This window comes from Actinomycetospora aurantiaca (genome assembly GCF_037401875.1).
Classification (GTDB): Bacteria; Actinomycetota; Actinomycetes; order Mycobacteriales; family Pseudonocardiaceae; genus Actinomycetospora; species Actinomycetospora aurantiaca.
Window position 1 is genome coordinate 140,229 of record NZ_JBBEGN010000001.1, and the last position, 17,232, is coordinate 157,460.

Consider the following 17,232-nt stretch of genomic DNA (forward strand, 5'->3'; position numbering starts at 1 on the left):
CCCCGTGCAGCTCATCCCCTGTCCCTGGTGTGGTCCGCGCGAGGAGAGCGAGTTCCACTACGGCGGCCAGGCCGACGTCGCCTACCCCGACGACCCCGCGGCCCTGACCGACGAGCAGTGGGCGCAGTTCGTGTTCTTCCGCGACAACCCGAAGGGTCCGTTCGCGGAGCGCTGGTTCCACTCCGCCGGCTGCCGGACCTGGTTCCGCGCGGTCCGCGACACCCGCACCTACGCCTTCCTCCCCGGGAGCCCGGCATGACGCGCCTCGACGGGTACGGCCGCCTCGACCGCTCGCGCACCCTGCGCTTCGTGTTCGACGACGTCGCCTACACCGGCCACCCCGGCGACACCCTCGCCTCCGCCCTGCTCGCGCACGGCGTCCGACGCACCGGCACGAGCGTGAAGCTCGGGCGGCCCCGCGGGATCGGCGCCGCGTGGGTCGAGGACCCCACCGGCCTCGTCCAGATCGAGGAGCCGTTCCCGGAGCCGATGCTGCTCGCCGCCACCGTCGAGCTCACCGACGGTCTCGTGGCGCGCAGCATCGCCGGTCGCGGGCGCCTCGCGCAGGTCGCGGACACCGCCCGCTACGACCGGCAGCACCACCACACCGACGTGCTCGTCATCGGCGCCGGGCCGGCCGGGCTCGCCGCGGCGCAGCAGGCGGCCCGGGTCGGCGAGGACGTCGTGCTCGTCGACGACCGCCCCGAGGCCGGCGGCACGCTGACCGGCACGGAGACGATCGACGGGCAGGGCTCGCGGGAGTGGGCGGCCGGAGTCGTCGCGGAGCTCGCCGCCACCCCGACGTTGCTGCACCTGCAGCGGACCACCGCCTTCGGTCACTACGACGACGGCTTCGTGCTCGCCCTGGAGCGGCGGACCTCCGGGGCGACCCGGCAGCGCGTGCACCGCATCCGCGCCGCCCGGATCGTCATCGCCACCGGGGCCACCGAGCGCCCGATCGTCTTCGAGGACAACGACCGACCCGGCGTCATGCTCGCCTCCGCGGCCCGCGACCTGCTGCATCGCCAGGGCGTCCGGGCCGGCTCCGAGGTCGTGGTGTTCACCAGCGACGACGCCGCCTATGCCGCGGCCGTGGACCTGCACGACGCCGGGGCCCGGATCACGGTGGTCGACGTCCGGCCCGCGCCGACGGCTCCGGGCTGCATCGAGCGCGGCATCGTCGTGCACGCCGACGCCGTCGTCACGCGCGCCGAGGGCGAGGAGCAGGTGACCGGGGCGGTCCTCGGTGACGGGCGGACCCTCCCCTGCGACCTGCTGCTCGTCAGCGGCGGCTGGAACCCCACCGCGCACCTGTTCAGCCACGTGCGCGGCGCCCTGCGCTACGACCCCCGGCTCGGGGCCTTCCGGCCGGGCGAGGAGGTGCCGGGCACGCAGGTGGTGGGCGCCGCGAACGGGGAGTGGGCCGGCTCGACGTCGGTCCTCTGGCGCGTGCCCGGCGACCCGTCCCGACAGTTCGTCGACCTCGCCCGCGACGCCACCGTCCGCGACATCGAGCGGGCCGTGGGGGCGGGCATGCGCTCGGTGGAGCACGTGAAGCGGTACACGACGATCGGCACCGCCCATGACCAGGGCCGCACCTCCGGCGTCATCGCCTCCGGCATCACCGCCGAGCTGCTGGGTCGTCCGGTCGACGACCTCGGGACGACCACGTTCCGACCGCCCTTCGTGCCGGTCGCCTTCGCGGCGCTGGCCGGCCGCGAGCGGGGCGACCTCTACGACCCGGTGCGCACCACCGTGCTGCACTCCGCCCACGTCGCGGCGGGGGCGGTGTTCGAGGACGTCGGGCAGTGGAAGCGGGCGCGCCACTACCCGCGGGCCGGCGAGGACATGGCGGCCGCGGTGCTGCGCGAGTGCGCCGCCGCCCGCAGCGGCGTCGCGATCATGGACGGCTCGACGCTGGGCAAGATCGACGTCCAGGGCGCCGACGCCGGGGTGCTGCTCGACCGGCTCTACACGAACCTGATGAGCAGCCTGAAGGTCGGGCGCGTGCGCTACGGCGTGATGTGCGGCAACGACGGGATGATGATCGACGACGGCACCGTCCTGCGGGTCGCGGACGACCGCTTCCTGGTCACGACGACCACCGGCAACGCCGCCTTCGTCCTGGAGTGGATGGAGGAGTGGCTGCAGACCGAGTGGCCCGACCTCGCCGTGCACGTCACCTCCGTCACCGACCAGTGGGCGGTGCTCCCGGTGGTCGGCCCGCGCTCGCGCGACGTGATCGGCGCGGTGTTCGCCGACGTCGACGTCTCGAACGAGACCTTCGGCTTCATGACGTGGCAGGACACCGTGCTCGACGGCGTGCCGGTGCGGCTCGCGCGGATCTCGTTCTCCGGCGAGCTCGCCTACGAGGTGCACGTCGACGCCCGGTACGCCCCGGCGCTGTGGGAGCGGCTGCTCGAGGCGGGCCGCCCGTTCGACATCACGCCCTACGGCACCGAGACGATGCACGTGCTGCGCGCCGAGAAGGGCTATCCGATCGTCGGGCAGGACACCGACGGCACGGTCACCCCGCAGGACCTCGGGATGAGCTGGGTGATCTCGAAGAAGAAGACCGACTTCGTCGGGAAGCGGTCGTTCGCCCGGGCCGAGAACCTGAACCCGCAGCGCAAGGAGCTCGTCTCGCTGCTGCCGACGGACGCGTCCACGACGCTGCCGGAGGGCTCGCAGATCGTCGAACACCGCGCCGACGGGACCCTTCCGCCGCCCCCGGTGCCGATGCTCGGCCACGTCACGTCGAGCTACCGCAGCGCCGCCCTCGGCCGCCCGTTCGCCCTGGCCCTGCTGCGGGCCGGGCGCTCGCGGGTCGGCGAGGTCGTGAGCGTCCCCGTCGGCGACCGGCTCGTCGCCGCCGAGATCGGCCCCACCGTGCTCGTCGACCCCGAGGGAGCCCGCCGCGATGGCTGAGCACCTGACCCCCGTCCACCCGCTGGAAGCGTGGCGCGACCGGTTCGCGGCGCTGAACTCGGACGTCCTGACGGCGGGTCACGACGTCGCCGTCGACCTCGAGCCGTCCGTCGCCGCCCTGGCCGTGCGGGTCGCCCCCGAGCGGGCGGCCCTCGCCGAGGTGGCGCTCGGTGTGTCCCTGCCCTCGAGCCCGCTCGCGTGGGCGCCGACGCTGCGGGGCCAGGCGTTCCACCTGGGCCCCGACGAGTGGCTGGTCACCGACACGGCGGCGACCTCGGCCGCCGCGTGGGAGGCGGTCGCCCGGCCGGCCGCGGCCGCCGTCGGGACCGCCGTGTCGGACGTCTCCGCGCAGTACGCCTTCCTGCGGCTGCGGGGTCGCGACGCCCGCGAGCTGCTGTCGTTCGGGTGCGCGCTGGACCTGCGCCCCGCGGCGTTCGGGCCGCGGTCGTGTGCCCGCACGCTGCTCGGGCAGGCCGGTGTGCTACTGGTCGGGCACCCCGACGGCGAGTACCAGGTGGTCGTCCGGACGTCGTTCGCCGGCTACGTCGCCGCGTGGCTGCTCGACGCCGCCGTGACATATCAACCGGCGGCCGCGATATGATCACGGCCGTGACCGTCGTCCAGCAGCCTCCGACGTCGCTGTCGGAGCAGGCCTACCGGGCGATCCAGGACAAGCTGATCCTGCTCGAGATCCCACCGATGGCCCCGGTCGACGAGGTCGCCCTGGTCGAGGAGCTCGGCGTCGGGCGCACGCCGGTCCGGGAAGCGCTCAAGCACCTCGCGGTCGACCGGCTCGTCGTCTCCTACCCCCGCCGCGGCACGTTCGCGACGGCGGTCGACATCACCGATCTCGCCTACATCACCGACATCCGGGTGCAGCTCGAGCCGCTGGCGGCCCGGCGGGCGGCGGAGGTCTGCGAGAGCTCGCCGGGCCGGGCGGAGGAGCTGGCGGAGCTCGCCGGCGCGACCGCCGCGCTCGACGTCCCGGCGCTCTCCCGCGAGGAGCTGATGCGCTGGGACATGCGGGTGCACCGGACGATGTACGCGGCCACCGGGAACCCGTACCTCTCCGACACCGCGACCCGCCACCACAACCTGGCGACCCGCATCTTCTGCCTGTTCCTCGACCGGATGACCGACTTCGCCGACCACGTCGAGGAGCACGCCGGCCTCCTGCTGTCGATCGCTGAGGGCGACGCGGACGGCGCCGCCGAGGCGGCCCGTGCCCACGTGCTGGGCTTCGAGCAGGCGGTCCGCGCGGTCATCTGACCGTCCTGTCGCGGGCTACCTCGGTCTCGCCGGCACCCTGTCGCTGGGAATCCCCACGACAAGGTGCGGGCGGGCCAGCGGGAGACCGCGACAGGGCGAGGAGCGGCCGGACGAGCGGGTGCTCGGCGTCGCAGCGGGGGCCTACTGACAGCACTGAGCGCCCGAACATCCCGCCGACCCGACCAAGATCACGAGAACAACGAGGATCCGGACGCTCAGCGCTCGGATCCTCCTCGTTCCGATGATCTTGACCGGAAGATGTAGCGGGTCCGGTTCAGCCCGCCCAGGTCTCGGCGAACGTGACCTCGGCGGAGTCGGCGGCGTCCTTGTAGAACTCCCACACCGCGACGACCCCGGAGCCGGCGGCGAACCGCGGGTCCCGGACGGCGGTCGTGGTCCCGTCGGGCAGGTGCAGCGTGGCGGTGTCCCCGGTGACGACCACCTCCACCGGCCGCGGCGTCCCGTCCTGCGGCAGCGCCAGCCCGTAGTCGGCGCGGGCGACCTCGCGGACCGCCCCGCCCTCGAGCACCCCGGCGATCCAGCGGTCCGGGGTGAACACCATGTGCAGGTGCCCGTCCACCCGGTCCGCCGACGGTGCGCCGTTCCACGCGACCAGCGCCACCGATCCCGACGCCGAGCCCGGTCCGAACGCGACCCGTGCCCCGAGCCGCCGCACCGGGGTCCCGAGCGGCTGGGTCAGGTAGACCGCGGACTGCTGCGCGGGGAGGTTCCCGACGAGGGCCCCGCCCCGCACCTCCGGCTGCGCGGCGGTGTTCGACAGCAGCGTCGTGAACGGCACGCCCTCGTCGCCGGTCGCGGGCAGCGGACCGTCCGGACGACCGGTCCAGCGCGTGTGGCGCAACAGCGGGACATCCGGGGTGGGCGGAGGGGGCACCGTCGTCCCGCCCGAGCACCCCGCCACCGCGCCGGCGAGCGCCGCGCCGCCCAGCAGGAGGGCGGCGCGGCGGCTGAGCGGTCGGGTCACGAGCCCGCGTGGGGCCGCAGCCCGCCGAACTCCGGGGCGGCGTGCGCACCGCGGCGGACCGAGCCGTCCGCGGGCGACCCGCTGGTGAACCAGGCGTCGAAGGGGGCCGCGGCCAGGTTCGCGCGCCCGGCGAGCGCCGGCGGCTGCTCCTCGGCCCGGACCCGGGACACGGGCGTGGTCACCGGCGAACCGCCCTCGCCGTCGCCGGTCGTGGGTACGGCGGCGCGGGTCTCGCCGTCCATCGTCAGGACCGTCCCGAGGAGCCGCGCACCGACCGTCCGCAGGGCCTCGCGGGCGGCGACGACCGCCTCCGTCGGCGTCCGCCCGGCCCGGCAGACCAGCACGACGCCGTCCGAGCCGGCGGCGAGCACGGCCGCGTCGGCGACCGGCCCGAGCGGCGGGGCGTCGACGAGGACGAGGTCGTGGGTCTCGCGCAGCCGGTCCAGCACGGCGCCGAGGGCCTGGGAGGAGAGCAGGCCGGACGGGTCGGTCGGGACGTCACCGGCGACGAGGACGTCCACGCCGCCGTGGTGCTGCAGGGCGGTGCCGAGCGGGCAGCGGCTGCGCAGGACGTCGGTGAGCCCGAGGCGGCCGGTGAGGCCGAGACGCTCGGCGAGCACCGGGCGGCGCAGGTCGCCCTCGACGACGGCCACCCGGCTCGTCGTCGCGAACGCACCCGCGAGGGCCTGGACGAGACTCGTGCGCCCCTCCCCCGCCTCCGGACTGGCCACGGTGATGACGCGGACCGGCGCGTCGACGTCGGCGTAGGCGAGGTTGGTGCGCACCCGGCGGACGGCCTCGGCGTAGTCGCCGCCCCCGGCCGGGTCGAACTGACCGCGGACCGCGGGCACGCTGCCCAGCGAGGGCGCGCCCGCGAGCTCGGCGAGCTCGGCGGGGCGGCGCAGCGAGCGGTCGGTGGCCGCGGCGATCACCGCGCCGGCCGCGCCCAGCAGCAGCCCGACCACGCCCCCGACGACGAGGTTGACCGGCCACCGCGGCGAGACCGGGTGGGGGTCGGCGACGGCCGCGTCGACCGTCGCGACGGTCACCGCCGGGGACTCCCCGGGCGACGACGGGCGCTCGAGCTGGCCGACCACCTGCGCGAAGCGCGCCGTGACCGCGTTCGCCAGCTCGGCCGCCCGACCGGCGTCGTCGTCGGTGACGGTCACCTTCATGACCGTCGAGTCGGTGTCGGTGGTGACCGCGACGTGGTCGGCGAAGTCGGCCGTGGTGCCGGTGATCCCGGCGGTGTCCATCACCGGGCGCAGCACCCGCTCGGAGGTGAGGATCTCGGTGTACGACTTCACCCGCTGCTGGGAGAGCAGCACGCCCTGGTAGGCGTTCTGCGCCGAGGCGTCGTCGACCGCGGAGACGTAGAGGCTCGCGGTCGCGGCGTAGGTGCGCGGCAGGAACGTCGTCACGCCGGCCGCGACGGCGAGGCCGATCGCGAGGCCGGCGACGAGCACCAGCCAGCGGCGACGGACCGCGGTGAGCAGGGCGACGAAGGTCATGACGGTTCTCCTGAGGAGCGGACGAGGGTCTGAGGGGCCTGCGCCGCCGGTATGGGCCGCGCGACACTGCTCGCGAGCCCGGCGAGCAGGGCCAGGGGGACGTAGAGGTACAGGTCGGCGATCTGGTTCTCGACGACGCCGACCGCCAGCCACGCGCCGAAGGCCACGACGAGGGCGCGGGCGAGACCCGCCGTCGTGCCGGTGGACATACGGACGGCGGCAACGCCGTCGGCGAGCGCCCCGACCGCGGTCACCAGGAAGGCGACGAACAACAGCGCCCCGCCTGACGCGGCGAGCTGCAGCCAGATGTTGTGACCTTCGGTCATCACGTGCAGGCCGATCCCCCGCAGCGGGGACTCGGCGATGTCGGCGAGCGCCTGGGAGTGGATGCGCGCCCGGATGGCGTCCGATTCCGCGGCGCTCTCCGCCCCGGTGAGGCGCAGTTCGGTCCCGAGGCGGTCGAGCATCGTCGGGAAGAACGCCACGAGCAGGGTCGCGGCGCCGATCGCCGCCCCGGCCAGGGGGACCAGGAGGCGGCGGCCGACCCGGTCGACGAGCAGGGCCACCAGGACGGCCCCGCACGCGATCGCGAGCCCGCCGCGCGACCCGGACTCGAGGATGCCGCCCAGCACGAGCGCGGTGACGGCCGCCCAGCCGACGCGTTCCCGGCCCCGGGTGGAGAGCAGGAACCACACCACGACGGGCGCGGCCAGGCCGGCGGAGAGCGCCAGGTGGTTCGGCTGGGCGGTCAGACCGGCCTGGCGGCCGCCGACGTCGACCGAGATGAAGTGCGCGCTGATCGCGGTGAGACCGAGGCCGTCGGTGACCGCGACGGCCGCGCTGGCGGCAGCGCCCAGCACCCAGGCCGCGGCGAGCCCACGGAGCAGCCGTGTGCGGGACCCGGGAGCCCGGTCGGCCACCGCCAGGCAGACCGCCACCGGCAGGGCCAGCGCCGGGACGATCCAGCGCACGCCGTTGAGCAGGTTCGCGATGCCCGGGCTCGGGATCGCGGCGGCGGTCGCGGCGTCGACCGGGACGCCGAAGCGCGAGGTCAGGTAGCCCCGGTCGATCGGCAGCACCATGGACGCGGCCATGACGGCGACCAGCGCGGCGGGCAGCGGCCACACCCAGCGCGGGACCGCCAGGTGGCGGCCCCGGCCGACCGCGGTCAGGGCGAGCACGACGAGCGCGACGGCGAGGAACAGGTGCCCGAGCGGCAGCCCGAGCGAGATGCCGTTCCACGTCGCGGTGCCGACCGCGAGGGCCAGCAGCGCCACCCCGAGGTCGCCCGGCCCGCGCACGACCACCACGAGCCCCACCACGACGACGACGGCGACCACCGCCGCCGCGATGCGGACGTCCACCAGCCGCGTCGCGTCCAGCACGAGCAGCCCGGCGACGACGAGGGCGGTCACCACCCCGAGGACCCTCATGCCGGGACCTCCTCGGGGGTCGCGACGGCGGGGGCGGCGCGGCGGCACGCCCCGACGGCGGCGGCCAGCGCGACCAGCGAGGAGGCCGTGAGCCCCCACGCCAGCCCGGTGACCGCGGAGCCGGCCTCGCCCCCGACGACGAGGCCGGCTCCGGCTCCGACGAGCATCCCGACGGCCGTGACCACCTGGAGCCCGAACAGTGCGCCCCCACGACGCTCGCCCCGGACCTGGGCGAGGAAGGGCACGGCGAACGCGGCCAGCGCGGTCTGGAGCACGATCGGTGCGACCAGTCCGGAGTAGCCGAGGTACTGACCGAACAGCAGGCCCATGAGCACGTCCCGCAGCGGGATCGCGGCGAGCAGCACGGCGGCGACGACACCGGTCGCCGCCAGGGCGGTGCGCCGGGCCCGCAGCAGTCCGGCGCGGTCACCGGCGACGGACAGGCGCGCCATCACCGGGGTCGCGAGCACGAGCAGCGCCGCGAGGAACGTGACCGGCGGCTGGAAGACCAGCAGCTGCACCGCGCGCAGGCCGGCCACGTCGTCGGCGACGAGCACCAGCCCGGCGAGCAGGAGCACCAGGTAGATCTGGGCCTGCCCGAGCACCGAGGTGAGCGTGAACCAGCCCGACAGGTAGCGGGACTCGGCGAACCACGGCCTCGGGTCCAGGACCCGCCGGGCCTCCGGGCTCACCGCGACGAGCACGACCAGCGCCGCCAACGCCCCGAGGCCCCAGGCGGCCGCGACCGAGGCCACCGAGAACCCCGTCGTCAGGAAGGCCCCGAGGAGCAGGACCCCCTGCGCGACGAGCCAGACGACGTCGACCGCGAGCGCGCGGCCGGTGTCGGAGCGGGCGAGCAGGACGTGCCGGCCGGCGTCGACGACGAGCGCGCCGGGCACCCACACCGCGAGCGCCAGCAGCGCCTCCCCGACGGCGCCGGACCAGGCGATCCCGCCGACGACGCAGACCGCGAGGCCGGCGAGCCCGAGCACCGCGGACGCCGTCAGCGCGGAGGACCCCAGCGATGGGCGCCGCGCCGCGCCCACCGTCGGGAGGTGCGCCAGCAGCGGCTCCCCGATCACCGCGCGCCCCGCCGCGCACAGCACCGTCACCACCGCGTACGCGGCGACGAAGGCCCCGAACTCCCCCGGCAGCAGCACCGCCGAGGCGACGAACGCCGTCAGGTAGTTGCTCGCCGAGCTGACGAGCTGGTCGGCGACCCCGACCACCGCCCGACCGCGTGAGATGCCCCCCGACGTCATCACGCGATCTCGGAGTTCGTCCGGTGGAAGAACGGCATGTCGGGGTCCAGCGCCTTCGCCGCACGGGCGGGCGCGCCGGCGAACACGTGGCTGCCCTCCTTGAGCGGCCGCGCCACGGTGGAGCCGGCGGCCACGATCGACCTGGCCGGGATCTCGGCGCCGGGCAGCAGCAGGCAGTGGGTCGCGACCATGCCGTACTCGCCGATGCGGATCGGCTTGGAGTCCTGACGCATGTTCTCCACGTCGACGGCGTGGGTCTGGATGATCGACCCGAACCCGGCGATCGCGGAGAAGTTCCCGAGCTCGACCAGGTCGCAGGCGTCGATGAAGTGCAGCGACGTGATCAGCGTGTGGTCGCCCATGACGAGCTCGGGCCGCCGGGACTCCAGGCCGGAGAAGTAGCCGGTGGAGCGGCGGACCGAGTTGACCCAGACCAGCATGAGGATGTGGGCCCGCTCGCCCATCGTCACCTGCTCGCAGCCGCGGATCAGGATCAGGTGGCCGATGCGCGCGCCCTCGCCCATGACGAGGCGGTCGACGTCGACGAACGAGTGCCCGATGCTCGCGGTGGCCGCGAGCTCGTAGCCGAGCAGCCGGGTGTGGGTGAAGCGACGCAGCCGGCGGGGCATCCCGACGGCGGCCGCGGCGGCCAGGGTGCGCAGGGTGCGGTTGCGGATCACAGGAATCACGGAGCCACCTCGATCCATTCCTGCGCCGTCGCCAGGTCCTTGCGGATCGTGAAGCCGAAGATGTTGCCCTGGCGGCGGGCGACGGTGTTCAGCCCGCGGTTGAGCAGGCCGATCACGCGCTCGCGACCGCCGATGGCCGAGCGCATCGACGACGTCAGCGCGCGGTCGGTGCCGATCAGCCAGCGGGAGTGGAACTCGACCGGCACGACGTGGCCCGGGTCGAAGCTCGCGAGGGTCTTGCGGACCTCGTGGCGGGTCCAGCGGTAGACGTGGTTCGGGGTGCCGGTGCCGTCGACGCCACCGGTGGTGCCGCCGCCGTCGGCGACCGCGTCGTGCTCGTAGACCCCGGCCAGGCCGAGCGAGCAGGCGACGCGCATCAGCGGCGAGTCCTGGTTCTCGACGGCGACCACGGTGCGCCGGGCGATCCGGTACATCTCGTGCAGCGCCTGGTGCGGACGGCTGCAGTGGTGCAGGCCCGCGTGCCCGATGACGTGGTCGAAGGACCCGTCGTCGTACGGCATGGCGTGGGCGTCGCCGTGGTTCCCGGCCCGGAGCCGCGAGGACGGCGAGTCCGGCGCGAGGTTGGAGAAGGTGCAGTTGGTCAGCCCGACCTCGGCCGTGGTCTTCTCGTCGAACTCGCCGGCGAACTGGACGAGGATCGCGTCGTCGGCGGCGATGACGCCGTGGGCGAGCAGGTCGGTGAGGATCGCGGCGTAGGTGCCGCCCCCCGCTTCAGCCATGGATCGTCTCCCGGTAGGTGTCGGTGAGCGCCTGCACCCAGGCGCGGGTGGAGAAGTGCTGGTCGTAGGTGGTGCGGGCCCGCTGGGCGAGGGCGGCGCGGTCGCGCTGGACGTCCTTGAGGGCGACGGCGAGGTCGGCCGGGTCGGGCAGGCGGTCGACGACGACGCCGGTGCCGTGGCGGGCGATGTCGTCCGCGGCGCCGTTGCCGGCGAACGCGACGACCGGGACGTGCGAGGCGAGCGCCTCGACGTAGGTCAGGGGCGGGCCGGCCTCGGCCCAGAGGCTGGGGACGACGAGCCCGGTGTAGCGCCCGAGCAGGCGGCGGACCTCCTCGTTCCCCCGGCCACCGAGGAAGCGGATCTCCGGGCGGTCGGCGAAGCGCCGTTCGAGGTGGTCCGCGAGCTCGCCGGTGCCGACCAGGTCGATCGGCAGGTGCGCGGGCCAGCGCTCCAGCAGCGCCTCGACGCCCTTCTCGGCCGAGAGACGGCCGACGAACAGCCAGCGCGGGGCGTGCACGTGGTCGGTGCGCTCGGCGGGCTCCGGCGCGAGGTCCGCGACGGCGTTCGGGACGACGGTGAGCTGGTCCGCCGACACCCCGGCCGCCAGGTACTCGTCGGCGGCGCGCTGCGAGATCGTGATCAGCCGGTCGGCCCGGCGGACGACCGGGTGCCCGGTCGCCCCGCCCCGCGTGGCGATCGCCAGGGGCAGCGTCGCGACCCGGGAGTCCTGGAAGCAGCCGTGGGTGACCGCGGCGCGCGGGGTGACGATGCAGTCGGTGCAGCGCTTCCCGTCGCGCAGCAGGGTGCCGGCCGGGCAGATCGGGCGGAAGTTGTGCAGCGTGGCGACCAGCGGGCCGTCCCAGCGGGCGAGCCAGCGGGTGCCGAAGTTCGGGAACAGGTTGTGGACGTGGACGACGTCCGGGTCGATCCGGCGCAGCATCGCCGTCGGGTCCGGTCCGATCCCGGTCGCGACCGTCGCCGCCGCCTCCAGGGGGTAGGTGCGCCGGCGTCGGCGGAGGTCGTTGTGCTGGGCGACGACGACGACCTCGTGGCCCGCGTCCTGCAGGGCCTGCGCCTGGGCGTCGACGACGACGTTCTCGCCGGACGGGACCTCGGTGTGGTGGTAGCTGTGGACCAGGGCGATCCTCAGCCTGCCCCCGTCGCTCCGCTCGCCCCCGGTCACGCCGGCTCCACCCGGGCATCACGGACGGGCCAGGACCCGTCGTCGGGAAGGCCGGTGTCGGAGACGATCTCCGGCAGCGGGGTGTGCCCGGGGCGGCTCCGGGCCGCGGCCAGGCCCTCGACCCACGCGACGTAGGCGTGGCGGGCCGCGTCGACGTGCAGCACGTCGTGGGCGAACAGCTGCCCCCGCAGGCCCATGGCCTCGGCCTCGGCGGGGTCGAGCCGCAGGTCGACGACGCCCTCGAGCAGGGCCCGCGGCGAACCGGGCAGCACGGTGACGCCCGCGCGGGAGGCGGCGATCTCGGCGCTGGCGGCCGAGAGCGGGTTGGTGGCGGCGACGACGGGGCGCCCGGCGGCGAAGTAGCTGGTCAGCTTGCTGGGGACGCACATCTCGGCCACGCCGGCCTTCTCGTTGAGCACGAGGACGTCGGCGGCGGCGAGGGCGTCGGTGAACCGCTCGGTGGGCAGCGGGTCGAGGAACTGGATGCGGCGGATGCCGCGGGCGTAGGCGTACAGGAAGTCGCGGCGGCCACCGTGGCCGAGGAGGACGAAGCGGACCGGCACGCCGTCCAGGTCGGCCTGGCGGGCGGCCTCGACGACGGTCTCCAGGCCCTGCTTCGCGCCCATGTTGCCGGCGTGCAGGGCGATGATCTCGTCGTCGCGCCAGCCGAGCTCGCGGCGGACGGCGGCGATGTCGGCGGTGCGCCGGGTGACGGTCGGGACGTGGGTCCAGTTGCGGATCGTCGTGATCCGCGTGTCGTCGACGCCCATCGCGGCGATCGAGGTCCGGAAGCGCTCGTGGATCGCGACGACCCCGTCGGCGCGGGAGAGCAGGCGGCGCTCGAGGTCGGCGGCCGCGGCGGCGGCCCGGCCGGAGCCGACGGCCGTCTCGGCCAGGGCGTGGCCGTAGAGGTCCTGCGGGATGACGCCGAGCGCGGTGCGGCCGGCCTTGCGCAGCCGGGCCGCGGCGGCGACGGAGAGCAGGGCGGGGCTGACCGCGACGACGACGTCGGGCCGCTCGCCGCCGTGGGTGACGACGCGGGCCGCGCGGGCCGCGAAGGCGGCCTCCATCGCGACACGGCCGGGGCCGGTCGGGTTGGTCGGGACCGGGTGGGCGACGCGGGTGACGCGGACGTCGCCGTCCCGCTCCTCGATGCGCCGGCCGCTGTAGCCCGCGTCGACCTGCCAGCGCGGGTAGTGCGGGAGGCCGGTGACGACGTGGACGTCGTGTCCCGCCTCGGCCAGGAACCGGGCGAGGCCGGTCGTGTACGGGGCGATCCCCGTGGGTTCCGGGGCGTAGTTCAAGCCCAGGATGGTGACCCGGAGCCGCGACTGCGGGGACATCCCTTCACCTCCGTCGAAGAAGACCCACCAAGCTCGTGCGCTCGGTGGCTGGTCCCCGACAGACAGCACCGCGTTCGGACGCCTGCGTTGACCCGTTCGGGGCAGTCAGACGCCGAAGGAACGGCAGACCGGTGACTCCATGACGTGGTTTCGCGAAAACTTCCCGACTTTCACCGTCCGGGAGCGGGTCGTCACACCTCGGACGGGTGAGCAGTAGCCGGATCGCCGGTGACGCGCCGTGAGGGCCGCGGGGCGAAAGCTCGGCGAAAGGGGCGTGGGTTCCCCTGGGGACCGTGGGTACCGCGCACCGACACCACGCCCCGCCGGGGGGAGGGGGCGAGCGGTCGCGGCGCCCGCACCGGGCGGCGACGGCGGTGCTGGGCACCGCCGTCGTCGTCGGGGTGGGATGGCTGGCCGCGCCGTGGGTCGCGATGGCCCGGCGCGGCACGCTGGACCAGCAGTGCGTGCGCTCGGTGCGGTTCCTGCGGGCGGAGTGCGGGCCGCCGGTGATCCCGCTACCGCGCCGCCCCGTGGAGGAGGTCCGCGCGCTCTAGCCCGGCCAGGTCGTGGACGTGGAGGTCGGGCGTCACCGTGGTCGCCGTGGCGGGGGTGGCGCCGGAACCCTCCCTCCCGTGGCGGCGCTCCACCCAGCAGGTGCACAGTCCGAGCTCCACGGCGGCCGCGATGTCGTGGTACTGGCTCTGCGCGACGTGGAGGACCTCGTCCTTGGCGATGCCGTGGGCGTGGAGCTTGGTGAGGGCGGCCTCGAACATGCGCGGGTCGGGCTTGTTCACCCCGACCTCGTCGACGGTGACGGTGTCGTCGAACGGATGCCCCAGCGCCGGCCCCCACGCCCCGACGGCGGCCCGGTCGGCGTTGGTGAGGGCGACGAGGCGGAAGCGGCCGCGCCACCGCTGCAGCGTCTGCGCCGCGTCCGGGTACGCCGGCCAGTCGGGGATCGACGGGCGGAGGTCGAGGTCCGGGAGGTCGAACTGCTCGGCGAGCCGCGCGCTGATGGGGTCGAGCATGGCGGGGAACGGCATCTCCGGGGTGGCGCGCTGCTGCACGTCCTCGGCGGCGGCGAAGGCGGCGAGGAACGCGTCGTCGTCGATGCCCGGGTTACCGACGGCCCGGAGGATGCCGGTCTCGAAGTCGATGAGCGTCCCGACGACGTCGAAGGTCATGGCGCGGATCATGGTCGTCCTCCTGTATCCCGATCGGTTTACTCTCCCGAGCCTGCTTGACCGATCGGTATACAGTCAAGGCGTGACCACCCCGGCCGGCCGGCGCGTCCTCGACACCGCCTCGGAGCTCTTCTACGCCCACGGCATCACCGCGGTGGGCGTCGCGGGCATCGCCGAGGCGGCCGGCGTCACGAAGAAGACCCTGTACGACTCGTTCGGCTCGAAGGCCGCGTTGGTGACCGCCTACCTGCAGCGTCGTCACGACCGCTGGTGGGCGTACCTGCAGGAGCGCCTGGCCGTCTCGCCGGGGGTCGGGACGGTGTTCGACACCTACCTGGCGCACCCGGACTTCTCGACCGCCCGGGGCTGCGCCTTCCAGCACGCCGCCGCTGAGCTCCCACCGGACCACCCGGGGTTCGCCGTCATCCGGGCCCACAAGGAGGCGGTGCGCGGCGAGCTGGAGCGACTCACCGGCGACCCCGACCGGGCCGAGTACCTGTTCCTCCTGCTCGAGGGCGCCGTCGCGCGCCGAGCCTTCGAGGGCACCCCGGACGCCCTGGAGCGGGCGAAGGCCCTGGCGGGCGCGTGAGCCCTTCTCGCGCGCCGAGTGCTACACGGCGCAGGTTCCGGGCCCTCCGAACCTGCTTGACGTAGCACTCGCCGCGGGAGCTCGGCGCCCTCTTCCGACGAGTGCTCCATAGCGCAGGTCCCGGGCCCTCGGAACCTGCTTGACGTAGCACTCGCCACGCGAGCTCGGCGCCCCTCCGCCGAGTGCTCCATGACGCAGGTTCCGGGCCCTCCGAACCTGCTTGACGTAGCACTCGCCGCGGGAGCCGCTGTCAGCCTTCCGCCGAGTGCGACACGTAGCAGGTCTCGGCGACTCAGAACCTGCCTGACGTAGCACTCGCGACCGAGCGGGGGTCGACGAACACTTCCCAACTCGCGAGTAGCACGTTCACCCGATCCCGCGGGCCATTACGCGACGTGATGGGAGTACGTTGCCCGCAAACCTCGTGGAGTTGGCCTTGACCGGCAGAGCTCCTCGAGGAGCTGGAACAACTTGCTGCGTGAGGGCCGGTCTCAGCCGACTCCTGACACGGCGAGATGCAAGCGTGATGTGCACTTGGCGCACGACAGCAACCTCTGGGCGCAGGACTCGTCGGTCTCGGCGTGGTCGCGCGACGAGGTTGCCGACAAGTTGAACAGTGCGAGCACCAGTTCTCGCAGACGTGAACCCGCCGCGGTGGGCGTTGTGGTCGTCGAAACCTTCGACGACCTCCGGACTCGTCGTCATGACGACCTAGCAGGGGGACGAACAGACGTGAGAATGCTGCCAGGACGAGCCGCACGGCGCGGCTTCCCACCCGGGGCACAGCGAGCAGACTTCGTTCGCCTGCCCGGCGGAGGCGCGACCGTCCGAGTCCCTGGTGGCGGGGCGTTCCTCCACATCGCCGGCAGCGACGCTGCGCGAATGCCCGGCGGCGGAGCCGTCGTGGAACTACCCGGTGGCGGAGCGGTCGTTCGCGCCCCGGGTGGCGGCGCCTGACTCGGATCGTTCGGCGGGCCTCCAGATCAGAGCCATTCCGTGGCCCGCGAGCATCCATACCTGCAATGCAACGTCCGCCATCCGGTCGGAGGTGCGCCATGGAGCCGGTGCGCCTCCGACCGCAGTGGCGAATGGCTTGACCAGGAAGCGCAGGTCTTCGCCTCCCGGCAGGTCGAAGGAGCCCGTGTCGAAGCCCATTCGTTCTACGAAGCAAGGGTAGGGCGCCTGCCACCAGCAGAAGCCGTCGTCGATCGCCTGCAGGGTGGTCGATTCGAGAGTCAGCCGCTGGATGGGTCCGATGAGACCTTCGGCGCCTGCGTGATCGTGCAGGTCGATCTCGAAGATGCGTAGTCGGTCCATGTACTGCTGACGATCGATCGTCCAGCCGTTGTCGCCGTCCGTCCCGAAGAACGTCAGGTAGCGACCCCAATCCCGGACCTTCACCTCGTGGAGGTTGGCGGAGGGGTGTCGAGCAGGAACCTTGGTGATCTGCCCGCGATCGTCCTCGTATTCCAAGCCGACTGCCACCGATTGCAGGATGCTCTCGACGGAATCCTCGAACAGGGTCTTGGTCTCGTCTTCCCGCACGAACCACGATTCGAAGAGGGGAAATCGACAGCCGACGACGATCCGGTCCCGGAGGGTTTCGTCGGAGGTGGCGAAGATGACGAGGCGCCGCGAGGGAATGCGGTTCCGGAAGGAGTAGTGGGTCCTCATCACCAGTTGATAATTGGCGTCGTCGACACGCACCAATCGATAGTCGATCTCGGTGTGCTCACTGATCGTCAGATCGGCGGCATCACCCATCAGCCCCTCCCCGCCCAGGAGCGCGGTCGCCAAGGGTTGGTTGAACGGCGAGGGTCCGTAGATTCGTTCCAGGAGTCGGTCCGCGACCCGGCCGGGTGGCAGCACCTCGATGACGCCTTGCTCGACGACCCGATTCACATAGTCGACGTGTCCGAGCAGCTCCCGTCGTACGACCTCGATGACGACGACAGCGGCCACCGACAGAGAGCCGATCAGCACCAGTACCCCGCCCAGCAACGACCACCGAGTCGATGGAGCGAGGACGAGCAGAGCAAGACCTGCGACCGCCAGCACCCCGCCTCCAGCTGCCCACGCCCTCAGCCGGACGCGACCGAAGTCGCCGTATCGAGAA

The 17,232-nt window shown here is 73.8% G+C and carries 16 protein-coding genes; 6 read left to right on the forward strand and 10 right to left on the reverse strand.

Going from position 1 to position 17,232, the window contains the following annotated elements; translation table 11 throughout:
- Positions 1 to 4 precede the first annotated feature (4 nt).
- The 4 genes from WCD74_RS00640 to WCD74_RS00655 are packed head-to-tail and all read left to right on the forward strand — an operon-like array spanning position 5 to position 4,197.
- Positions 5 to 259, forward strand: coding sequence for a sarcosine oxidase subunit delta (locus tag WCD74_RS00640; protein WP_337692875.1), 255 nt, complete (start codon positions 5 to 7; stop codon positions 257 to 259).
- Positions 256 to 2,928, forward strand: a complete 2,673-nt coding sequence (locus WCD74_RS00645) for an FAD-dependent oxidoreductase (protein WP_337692876.1) — start codon at positions 256 to 258, stop codon at positions 2,926 to 2,928. The genes WCD74_RS00640 and WCD74_RS00645 overlap by 4 nt, the downstream gene beginning before the upstream one ends.
- Positions 2,921 to 3,529, forward strand: a complete 609-nt coding sequence (locus WCD74_RS00650) for a sarcosine oxidase subunit gamma (protein WP_337692877.1) — start codon at positions 2,921 to 2,923, stop codon at positions 3,527 to 3,529. Before WCD74_RS00645 ends, WCD74_RS00650 begins: the two co-directional genes overlap by 8 nt.
- Entirely contained in the window at positions 3,529 to 4,197 is a 669-nt protein-coding gene (locus WCD74_RS00655) for a GntR family transcriptional regulator (protein WP_337693625.1), read from the forward strand. The genes WCD74_RS00650 and WCD74_RS00655 overlap by 1 nt, the downstream gene beginning before the upstream one ends.
- Before the next feature lie 274 nt (positions 4,198 to 4,471).
- On the opposite strand, the gene WCD74_RS00660 is transcribed toward WCD74_RS00655, so the two are convergent.
- Genes WCD74_RS00660 through WCD74_RS00695 form a run of 8 tightly spaced genes read right to left on the reverse strand, consistent with a single transcriptional unit; the run spans position 4,472 to position 13,343 of the window.
- On the reverse strand, positions 4,472 to 5,182 hold the full coding sequence (locus WCD74_RS00660) for a hypothetical protein (protein ID WP_337692878.1): 711 nt from the start codon (positions 5,180 to 5,182) through the stop codon (positions 4,472 to 4,474).
- A complete protein-coding gene (locus WCD74_RS00665; RefSeq protein WP_337692879.1) occupies positions 5,179 to 6,693 on the reverse strand; it encodes a tyrosine-protein kinase domain-containing protein in 1,515 nt (504 codons plus the stop codon). The genes WCD74_RS00660 and WCD74_RS00665 overlap by 4 nt, the downstream gene beginning before the upstream one ends.
- The gene (locus WCD74_RS00670) at positions 6,690 to 8,126 is read right to left on the reverse strand and encodes an O-antigen ligase family protein (RefSeq protein WP_337692880.1); all 1,437 of its coding nucleotides are present in this window, start codon (positions 8,124 to 8,126) and stop codon (positions 6,690 to 6,692) included. Before WCD74_RS00670 ends, WCD74_RS00665 begins: the two co-directional genes overlap by 4 nt.
- The gene (locus tag WCD74_RS00675; RefSeq protein ID WP_337692881.1) at positions 8,123 to 9,388 is read right to left on the reverse strand and encodes an MATE family efflux transporter; all 1,266 of its coding nucleotides are present in this window, start codon (positions 9,386 to 9,388) and stop codon (positions 8,123 to 8,125) included. Before WCD74_RS00675 ends, WCD74_RS00670 begins: the two co-directional genes overlap by 4 nt.
- Positions 9,388 to 10,077, reverse strand: coding sequence for an acyltransferase (locus tag WCD74_RS00680; RefSeq protein WP_337692882.1), 690 nt, complete (start codon positions 10,075 to 10,077; stop codon positions 9,388 to 9,390). Before WCD74_RS00680 ends, WCD74_RS00675 begins: the two co-directional genes overlap by 1 nt.
- Positions 10,074 to 10,817, reverse strand: a complete 744-nt coding sequence (locus WCD74_RS00685) for a class I SAM-dependent methyltransferase (RefSeq protein ID WP_337692883.1) — start codon at positions 10,815 to 10,817, stop codon at positions 10,074 to 10,076. The genes WCD74_RS00680 and WCD74_RS00685 overlap by 4 nt, the downstream gene beginning before the upstream one ends.
- The gene (locus tag WCD74_RS00690) at positions 10,810 to 12,000 is read right to left on the reverse strand and encodes a glycosyltransferase family 4 protein (protein ID WP_337692884.1); all 1,191 of its coding nucleotides are present in this window, start codon (positions 11,998 to 12,000) and stop codon (positions 10,810 to 10,812) included. The genes WCD74_RS00685 and WCD74_RS00690 overlap by 8 nt, the downstream gene beginning before the upstream one ends.
- A complete protein-coding gene (locus WCD74_RS00695; protein ID WP_337692885.1) occupies positions 11,997 to 13,343 on the reverse strand; it encodes a WcaI family glycosyltransferase in 1,347 nt (448 codons plus the stop codon). Before WCD74_RS00695 ends, WCD74_RS00690 begins: the two co-directional genes overlap by 4 nt.
- Before the next feature lie 293 nt (positions 13,344 to 13,636).
- Here WCD74_RS00695 and WCD74_RS00700 point away from each other — a divergent pair, with 293 nt between their 5' ends.
- On the forward strand, positions 13,637 to 13,897 hold the full coding sequence (locus WCD74_RS00700; RefSeq protein ID WP_337692886.1) for a hypothetical protein: 261 nt from the start codon (positions 13,637 to 13,639) through the stop codon (positions 13,895 to 13,897).
- On the opposite strand, the gene WCD74_RS00705 is transcribed toward WCD74_RS00700, so the two are convergent.
- A complete protein-coding gene (locus WCD74_RS00705; RefSeq protein ID WP_337692887.1) occupies positions 13,859 to 14,527 on the reverse strand; it encodes an HAD-IA family hydrolase in 669 nt (222 codons plus the stop codon). The genes WCD74_RS00700 and WCD74_RS00705 overlap by 39 nt on opposite strands.
- A gap of 82 nt (positions 14,528 to 14,609) precedes the next feature.
- Between WCD74_RS00705 and WCD74_RS00710 the strand changes: the two genes are divergently transcribed.
- A complete protein-coding gene (locus tag WCD74_RS00710) occupies positions 14,610 to 15,116 on the forward strand; it encodes a TetR/AcrR family transcriptional regulator (protein ID WP_337692888.1) in 507 nt (168 codons plus the stop codon).
- A 909-nt stretch (positions 15,117 to 16,025) separates the two neighbouring features.
- On the opposite strand, the gene WCD74_RS00715 is transcribed toward WCD74_RS00710, so the two are convergent.
- Positions 16,026 to 17,174, reverse strand: coding sequence for a hypothetical protein (locus WCD74_RS00715; RefSeq protein ID WP_337692889.1), 1,149 nt, complete (start codon positions 17,172 to 17,174; stop codon positions 16,026 to 16,028).
- Positions 17,175 to 17,232 lie beyond the last annotated feature (58 nt).

Coding starts and splice junctions, on each gene's coding strand:
- WCD74_RS00645 (WP_337692876.1), top strand. CDS start 256: ATGACGCGCCTCGACGGGTACGGCCGCCTCGACCGCTCGCGCACCCTG.
- WCD74_RS00650 (WP_337692877.1), top strand. CDS start 2,921: ATGGCTGAGCACCTGACCCCCGTCCACCCGCTGGAAGCGTGGCGCGAC.
- WCD74_RS00665 (WP_337692879.1), bottom strand. CDS start 6,693: ATGACCTTCGTCGCCCTGCTCACCGCGGTCCGTCGCCGCTGGCTGGTG.
- WCD74_RS00670 (WP_337692880.1), bottom strand. CDS start 8,126: ATGAGGGTCCTCGGGGTGGTGACCGCCCTCGTCGTCGCCGGGCTGCTC.
- WCD74_RS00675 (WP_337692881.1), bottom strand. CDS start 9,388: ATGACGTCGGGGGGCATCTCACGCGGTCGGGCGGTGGTCGGGGTCGCC.
- WCD74_RS00685 (WP_337692883.1), bottom strand. CDS start 10,817: ATGGCTGAAGCGGGGGGCGGCACCTACGCCGCGATCCTCACCGACCTG.
- WCD74_RS00695 (WP_337692885.1), bottom strand. CDS start 13,343: ATGTCCCCGCAGTCGCGGCTCCGGGTCACCATCCTGGGCTTGAACTAC.
- WCD74_RS00705 (WP_337692887.1), bottom strand. CDS start 14,527: ATGACCTTCGACGTCGTCGGGACGCTCATCGACTTCGAGACCGGCATC.